The 8,315-nt window shown below is 38.8% G+C and carries 7 protein-coding genes and 1 pseudogene; all 8 read right to left on the bottom strand.

The annotated features are described in order from the left end of the window. Positions 1-9: 9 nt before the first annotated feature. Positions 10-1,041, bottom strand: a complete 1,032-nt coding sequence (ruvB, locus tag JCM17102_RS17765) for a Holliday junction branch migration DNA helicase RuvB (RefSeq protein WP_025076122.1) — start codon at positions 1,039-1,041, stop codon at positions 10-12. A gap of 202 nt (positions 1,042-1,243) precedes the next feature. Further along, positions 1,244-3,274, bottom strand: a complete 2,031-nt coding sequence (locus tag JCM17102_RS24700) for a discoidin domain-containing protein (RefSeq protein WP_159106358.1) — start codon at positions 3,272-3,274, stop codon at positions 1,244-1,246. 197 nt (positions 3,275-3,471) lie between these two features. Then, entirely contained in the window at positions 3,472-4,848 is a 1,377-nt protein-coding gene (locus JCM17102_RS17775) for an RHS repeat domain-containing protein (RefSeq protein ID WP_025076124.1), read from the bottom strand. A 162-nt stretch (positions 4,849-5,010) separates the two neighbouring features. Beyond that, complete coding sequence (locus JCM17102_RS17780) at positions 5,011-5,571, bottom strand: hypothetical protein (protein ID WP_033887054.1); 561 nt, start codon at positions 5,569-5,571, stop codon at positions 5,011-5,013. Between the two features lie 29 nt (positions 5,572-5,600). Next, a complete protein-coding gene (locus JCM17102_RS31935; protein ID WP_306302488.1) occupies positions 5,601-6,209 on the bottom strand; it encodes a JAB-like toxin 1 domain-containing protein in 609 nt (202 codons plus the stop codon). After that, positions 6,201-6,813 (bottom strand): annotated as a pseudogene (locus JCM17102_RS29960) (RHS repeat domain-containing protein); the annotation flags it as partial. The gene JCM17102_RS31935 and the pseudogene JCM17102_RS29960, both read right to left, overlap by 9 nt. A gap of 208 nt (positions 6,814-7,021) precedes the next feature. Next, positions 7,022-7,483: a hypothetical protein gene (locus JCM17102_RS17790; protein WP_025076126.1), complete on the bottom strand. Its 462-nt coding sequence runs from the start codon at positions 7,481-7,483 to the stop codon at positions 7,022-7,024. 1 nt (position 7,484) lies between these two features. Then, positions 7,485-8,315 (bottom strand): RHS repeat-associated core domain-containing protein (locus tag JCM17102_RS24715; RefSeq protein ID WP_033887050.1); only part of this gene is annotated, 831 nt, incomplete at its 5' end.

The raw sequence follows: 8,315 nt of genomic DNA on the forward strand, positions 1-8,315 counted from the left end.
AAATCAATATCAATCATTAAACAGCGTCTTCTGACTATTATAAAGACTTCTTCCCAAATGTTTATAAGCCAGTTCTGTTACTTCACGCCCACGGGGAGTCCGTTTCATAAAACCTTCTTTGATCAGGAATGGTTCATATACTTCTTCGATAGTACCCGCATCTTCTCCCAAAGCCGTAGCAATAGTAGTCAATCCGACAGGTCCTCCATTGAATTTATCGATGATCGTACAAAGTATCTTGTTATCAATCTCGTCCAATCCGTATTTATCAATATTCAATGCCTCGAGTGCATATTGAGCAATCTCCGTATCGATAGAACCGGAACCTTTCACTTGTGCAAAGTCACGTACCCGACGAAGTAAAGCATTAGCAATACGAGGCGTTCCACGACTCCGGGAAGCAATTTCGGATGCAGCAGGTACTGAACAAGGTACATCTAGTATAGAAGCAGAACGACGTATAATATTACTCAAAATATCATCGTCATAATATTCCAAATGCAAGTTAATACCAAAACGTGCACGAAGTGGTGCTGTCAACAATCCGCTACGTGTAGTTGCTCCAACCAATGTGAAAGGACTTAAATCAATTTGAATGCTACGTGCTGAAGGTCCTTTATCAATCATGATATCGATACGGTAATCTTCCATAGCAGAATATAAATACTCCTCTACCACCGGTGAAAGACGATGGATTTCATCAATAAATAACACATCATTCGGTTCAAGACTAGTCAGCACTCCCGCCAAATCACCCGGTTTATCGAGCACAGGACCGGAAGTTACTTTAAAACCGACTCTCAGCTCATTAGCAATAATGTTTGAAAGTGTCGTTTTTCCTAACCCGGGAGGCCCATGCAACAGAACATGGTCCAGCGCTTCCCCACGCAAACGTGCTGCCTTCACAAATATACGAAGGTTATCCACTACCTTATCCTGACCGCTAAAATCCTCAAAATTCAAGGGGCGAAGCGCATTTTCAAAGTCACGTTCTTTCGAAGTAAGCTGATGATCACGTATATCAAAATCTTCTTGTTCCATTTCTAAGTCTCAATATAGATGACAAAGATAGAAATTTGCGCTTACATATCACACAAGAGAGAGGAAAAAAGAGGTTACCTAACAAAACTGATTGGAATACTCATCAATCCGTTTTATCAGGTAACCTTTAGCAAGGAAATCCCGCAGACATGCAGGAGACAGTTTTGTTATTATATCGTTAGAGCCTTGTTCAGAGAAAGAATTACTTTGTCGGAGAAACCGGAGTGATTCTTACCTCTTGAGGGGCATAATTAGGTGGGTAATAAGGTTCAAACACACCACCTTCCTTAGAATTTGCAGCAATACCCGGGTTGATGATGCGCAGGTCAATAGTGGAAGGCATCTGACCTTCAAAAACATTCAGCACACCATCCCGTTTACCATTAGCATCATAGCAAAATCCCCAAGGATTACGCATACCAAACAACGCTGAAGGATCGGCTGAGAACATCAGTGTCCATGCATGTCCAGTGACAGTCTTTCCACTTCCGTCAGGAGCCACCATATCCGCTTTGTTAAATCCACCTATCACGAGCTTTCCTTCCATCAAGGAAGTCATCACAGCACGTTGCAACTGCCATGCAGTAAGTCTTCCGGGAGCAAAACTAAAACTGTTGCCATCTCCCGTAAACAACGGTGGTACATGTTCACTTCCTATTCCTCCTGTGTTCTTATTTACTTCAAAGATATAGTTCCATTTCATAATCGCTTTTTCAAGCACGGTGGCCCATGTAGCTTTATTGTCCTTACCAGTACAGCAGAACATCTCTTCGCTTTCGCCTGCCAGGAACTTTGAGGACACACAAACTTTGATAGGTTTACCTTGCGGGTCGAACATGGACACGGTGTATGTTTTGTCGCCATTGTCCTGAATCAGACTTTTTATGAAATCGGGATAGATATAAGCCATCGAAGCAAGTGCAGCCACGAGCGAACAGTTACCAATACCATGTTGGTTCGCATCGGCCGGAAGAGGTTTTCCATAAGGATAAAGAGTTACAGGGAATTCTTTCCAATGTCCGTCCCATGCATAAAGCTCGTCCGATTCGTTTTCAGGATTGAGTAACCATTCACGGTCTTCGTCAGTCGCCACGTGTCGATTGGCATAGTGTCCGCCCATCGGGGTCAGAGGGCTTTCAGAAGATCCACCTGCTAATCCCATCAGGTCATCAATGTCGGGCACGTCCTTTAAGGTCCATTCGGCTATCTGCGTACAATCTCCTCCATTGTTTGCTTCTATGTCAAGTTTGTAATATTGGTAAGCCTCTTTGTTGTTGAATACATAAATTTTATCCTTGAGCCTATCACCAAAATTCTGATCTATCCGTTGGTCAATTATATTCCAAGTGACTTTGTCATTCGAAGCGTACAGTTTCCATGCAGAAGGCGTATTCTTAGGATCATCCTCCGAAGATGTCAGCGAATAGTATTTGACAACTGTACTTCTATCACCTTCCCATAACAGATAGAAATGTGTGTGCGAAGTTGTATAGTGGGTCCTGTTGTCTCCATCGGCTATATTACGCACCCACTGTCCTTCCGGATAGTCTGAATATTGTGCAGTAAGCGTACCGACAGTAGGCATGTTGGTGAAGAACTCATCAATTTCCACCGAATGCGGTTCTTCCGGATGTAAAGAGACGTTTTTATATTTTAAAGTCCATTCGGCTATTTGTGTAGCACTACCGCCATTGTTTCCCGTAACTTCAAGTTTATAATAGCGGTATTTCACTTCGTTCTCAAACAAGAATTCTTTCACCTCTTTTCTGTCACTGAATGTCTGTCCGGTTTGTTCGTCAAGTGTGGTCCATTTGGCATTGTCGTTAGAACCTTTGAGCGTCCACGCCTTCGGATCGTTGGTAGACGGACCGCTGCTTGCACACACCGTGTAGCAGTTGAGGAGTAAATCCTTGTCAGCTTTATACATCACATAGAAATTCGCATGATCTGTCTGATAACAGGTATTCACATTATTGTCTACAAGTTTGGCGATGTCCGACCCCGTGGGAGAGTCACCGTACTGAGCATAAACGGTACCCGAAGCAGGCATATTACGACTCGTGTTCCCTATCCGTACACTCGCCTCCTTAACTTCAGGTTCTGCTTCCTTTTTGCCATCATCGTCATCAGAACAAGCTCCTAATGACATAACAAACGAGAAGCATATCGCTCCTATCCCCATTACTCTCAACGATCGCTGCAGAAAGGTTTTCCGAAAGCCTTCCCTCTTCATAGTAACTTTCATTTTCTTTTTCTCATTAATAGTTAACAATCGGTTTCATCCGTATTTAATGTATATATTTACAAATATAAAGAAAATATCAAGAACCTCCAAAGAATACAGACTGTTTCAAACAACAAAACTCAAAAAAGTGGGAATACTAATCTTATAGTATTCTACTGCCCTCCACATTTTTGCCACCAATCCCGTTAGGGCAAGCATATAGCAGGAAACTTTGTCAATGAAATGACATTATTAATATTCTTGTTTAAATCCTTAATCAGATTACCATTTTTATCATAAGTATACTCCACCGTTTGACTGGAATTGTCTTTGAATTCAGTTCCATTACCATAGACCGAGTTTGTGAAAGCATCCTTCACTGCCTGCAACCGGTTGCCATTATACGTCAAAGTCAGATTATCGATCATCCCGTAGCTGCTTGCAGCCGTCTGTCCGTAACGTTTCAGGCCTAAGATATTTCCCATCTTGTCATACCCTGTAATCTGCTCATTAAACCGATCCGCATTAGCGGCAAGCGTAGCGCCTTCCCCGTAGAGGGCATCCTTCAACCTGGAAAGCCCGTCATACGTGAAACGATATCCTCTTTGACTGGTTTCCCCTTCCGATTGCCACGACATACTGCTGATATTTCCATTATAGCAGGGAGTATTCTCCGTTATCGCCTCCTGATAGTTCAGCGTCTGACTGAACAACGTTCCCGTAATACTCTTCGTCCACGAACGAACATTATACGCATACTCCGTTTTCAGTTTAGCGTTTCCGTTCCGGCTGTCCGACTTCAAACGTCCCACCTCATCATAAATGTTGTTCACCAGCGTCACCACCGCGGCATTATCCAACTGATAGGTAGTCCTTAACAAACGTTCCCCCTGGTCATAAGTATGAACATAGACTTCCGTCCGAGTATCCGCCCCGACCGTATGCACCTTCCTGACTTGTGTAGGATTCCCCGGAAAGTCGTAGGCGGTAAATATCTCATCCTCCCCTCCCAAAGAGTTGTTGCCCCGCTGCTGGATCAAACGTCCCCTCTCATCATAATACATCACAGAGTACAGGTATCCCGATACAGCTCCACTACTGTTCAGTTTCCCCGTCAGCGTTCCTGTTAGCAACCCTTTGACTCCCACTGTCCTGAGCTCATCATACCCTGCTACTTTTTCGTAAGCAGTGGTAGTACCCGAAGGGATACCATTGGAACCGATAAAGTTATACTGGTCATAATAATTCGCACTCAATACCGTTGGGATAGTCAAAGTGACTTGTGAGGGAAGCGTATATCCTTTCAGGTCATTGGTCTGACTCGTTCCTGTTAATCGGGTAGCTTTTACGACCACGTTCTTTAACGGATCATTTGTATAATCCAGTATATTCTTGCAGGTCCCCGTCAAGACGATCCTTCCAAAAGCATCCGGAATACTGAAGGACCATTCCCCTTTAGCACGTTGTACACCATCCTGTGCGAAGACAGGACGGTCGGCGGTGTCATAGACCGTATAGACGAGACCGCAACCAGGAAGTTTCTTGCGAATTATCAATGTAAAGACCTCAAGTATCAAGTTCATGACAAAACAGGCATCTTTATTATAAAAGGTATTTTTTACTAGGATAAGTTATCACATAAGAAATCATACCCTGATATATGTTACCTTAATTAGACAACTTATATCAGGGTAATATAGTGGTAAATATCAGGACAATTATTATCTTATAATGTATCTATATGTTTATTCTATACAGTATCCATAAGAAGTGTTTATTAGACTATCATTTCTATACTCATACCACCAATACATTTCTTCTCCTTCAAAAGGCATATCTATTTGATATTTCTTGGGATCAATACAATGAATTGATATAATCTCACCTGTTTTGGCAAATAAAGCATTAAGATATTTTCCTTTAAAATAAAAATCATATCCTTTATAATAAAATATAGCATCAGTCCATTTCGCATGATTTTCAAATTTTGGTGCATAAACTACACTAATCATTAAATATGGATAAGGTGATATTTCGTCTGTTCCAGAGATATATCCCTTATGTACACTAAAATTGAAAGCTATTTTTTCTTTCAATCCATGATACACTGGGCATTGTTCTGTTTTCATTATAATAGAGTCTAATACAGGATATAGAAATTCACTAGCCTTGTATATTTCCAGATCTTTTGTGATAAAATCTTTATTTTTATAAGGACGAAATTTTATAAATTCTTCCTTATATGATTTACATCCAAAAAGCAATGAAAATCCTAAAATTATCAATAAGTAAACTAATGATTTCATGATATCTAATTTTATTGTACACATCAATGTTAGTATTTATAATATTTCCCTTGAAAAAGAACTCTAAATTTAGCTTGTGGGGATCGTGTCAATATATTACTGGCGTGTCCCTTGTCTGAATCAGAAGCGTTGACTGAAAATGGATGAATATGATCATCACGAATAACTCTGAATCCTCTATCTAAATATTTTTGTTTTTGATAAAATCCCATTCGAATAGTTGTAGCTTCATGACTTGTTCCCAGTAAATTAATCTTGTTTCCCTGTCCGTCCATCATGAATGTATTTCCCCATTCTACTTTCGTATTTTTATCTAAGAAATTCATAATTGCCTGAGCTTCTTCATCATTTTTTATTTCATAAGAATGATTAGAAACTTTTTCACCCGTTTCGTATCCATCCAATGTATGTAAAACGCCTGTGATTGTTTTTGCGCTAAAGTTGTGATTAACTGATTCTTCAATTAAAATTCCTTTACTTATTTTAATGCCAGTTTTGTCACCAGATTCATCATAATCTTCTATTCTATCAGGCGAAAAGAGTTTCATGTTATATAACACATCATACCTATTACCACCTATATCATTCACTTTCCTGAAGAAACCATTTTCATCAACAGTATAACCAGTATACCACATGCCACTTGGATCAATTCTTTTTATTGGATTATTGCCACAGTAAACATAAGGATCGGTTAGATAATATTTCTCACTCATCGGATCCACCACATGCCACCTTCCTATCGCGGCATCATAATGTCTCGCCCCATAATCATAGCAGTTAAGCCCATTCCTCGTATCCAACTCCTTCCCATTATACTTGTAAGGCTGAACACTATTAGTTGAAGTAAACGTCCCCCCCAAACGGATAGTACGCATTCGTCTCCTCAACATTGCCATCCTTGTCCGCCACGGCCCTTACATTCCCCTGATGATCCTTCAAATAGAAATGGAACTTCCTATCCGGGAAACTCACATAGCCGGCTTCATTCAGCAGCATCTTCAATACACCGTTCTCATAGACCGCATTCCCACAGTAATCCGTTGTCAAAGTAGCAGCCCCCGTCTTATGCACCGTACGAAGCTTCGTTCCGTCAGCAGCATACTCATACCGGATACTGTTACCATTCGCAATGGTTACCTCATCAGGCAAATTTAAACAATTATATCCGATATTACTAATATTCTTGTTTAAATCTTTAATCAGATTCCCATTCTTATCATAAGTATACTTCACCGTTTGATTGGATATGTTTGTACTGAGTGAATCCAGAAAAATACAGTAAAAAAGCATGTGTTTTTTACTGTATTTAACCAATTGATAGCTAATATTTCAATATTACTTTTCAACTAAACTGTAAAAGAACCATCTATATCAAGGTAAGATACTCTGCTAAAACCATGAATTAACAATTGTTTTAACAAAGAGGATAATCAACCTATTATCTTGTTTACTCTATATAAAATGGCTTAAATCTATTTTCTATCATAAAAGTTGGAAACTTCTTTTCATTATTAACATCATTATAAAATATGATTATATCATCTTTCTTTACGCTTCTTACAGAATCCTGATTAGCATATCTGTTTAAACAATTAGCATCATCAGGAAGAAACTCTATAAATATATATTGGTATGGTAATAAAAATAGTTTTTTAGTCTGGATTATTTCATCCTTTTTAGAATAAACACTAATTTCATGAAATCCATATCTCAGATTCTCTTGAATATGAACAAAAGGAAAGGTGATCAAAGAATCACAGAATATAATTCTTCCATCAATTTCTATTTGAACATCAGTATTGCTCAAAAAGTAATCTCGAGTACAATAAATATCTGTTTTTACTTTAATTATAAGAAAGAAAGTAAAAAATGATATCAAAGACACTATACTTCCAATTGTTTTTTTCATATTATTTCCAATTTAGTAACTTATATACAGGGTATGTTTGTTTAGAGATTGGATCATGTACAAAGGGATATGGCTTACCTAAAAAAGCATTTGGGCCTCGATTAATTGAGTGACTTCTTATTATTAATAAGGCTCTTTCATAAGATGTTACTTTTGTTCCTGCATTGCCTTGTTGCATTAAGTCATTATTACCTTTTACATCCTCATGAGTCAAACCTGCAGCATGCCCAAATTCATGAACTGCTGTTTTTGTTGTATTCCAACTAAAATGGTCAGAAAACCAATTATCATTAGCATAATCACTTGATGCTATAGTCATTACTTTTCCTCCAGGCATATTTGTAGCTCCACGAGCTCCTTTCCCATTAGCATCTTCCAATACGAATAAATGATCTGATTGAGATACTTCTTTCATTGAATTAACAGCTTTTATTTGAATATCTGTTTTTAGAATAAACTTCTGGTTATTATCTTGAAACTCTCCATTAAAAGCATCAGAAATTCCAAAAGCAATATCAGAAGCTGCCCTTTTTACATTTATATTGTCACTTGAATTATTTATGACCTTAGCAGTTAGATGCATTGTTACAACATTATCTTTTAGAGTATACCAAATACTATCTCCATTCACTTCAATGTTATTCACCGGATTATTAGCCCCATATTGATAAGGAGATAAAGAAAGGTACTTTTCTGAATATCGATCTACCTTCATAAATCTTCCTATCGCGGCATCATAATGTCTAGCCCCATAATCATACCAGTTCAGCCCATTCCTCGTATCCAACTCTTTACCGTTATACTTGTAAGGCTGAACACCGGTTGTAGCAGT

Source organism: Bacteroides faecichinchillae JCM 17102 (assembly GCF_000614145.1).
Taxonomy (GTDB): Bacteria; Bacteroidota; Bacteroidia; order Bacteroidales; family Bacteroidaceae; genus Bacteroides; species Bacteroides faecichinchillae.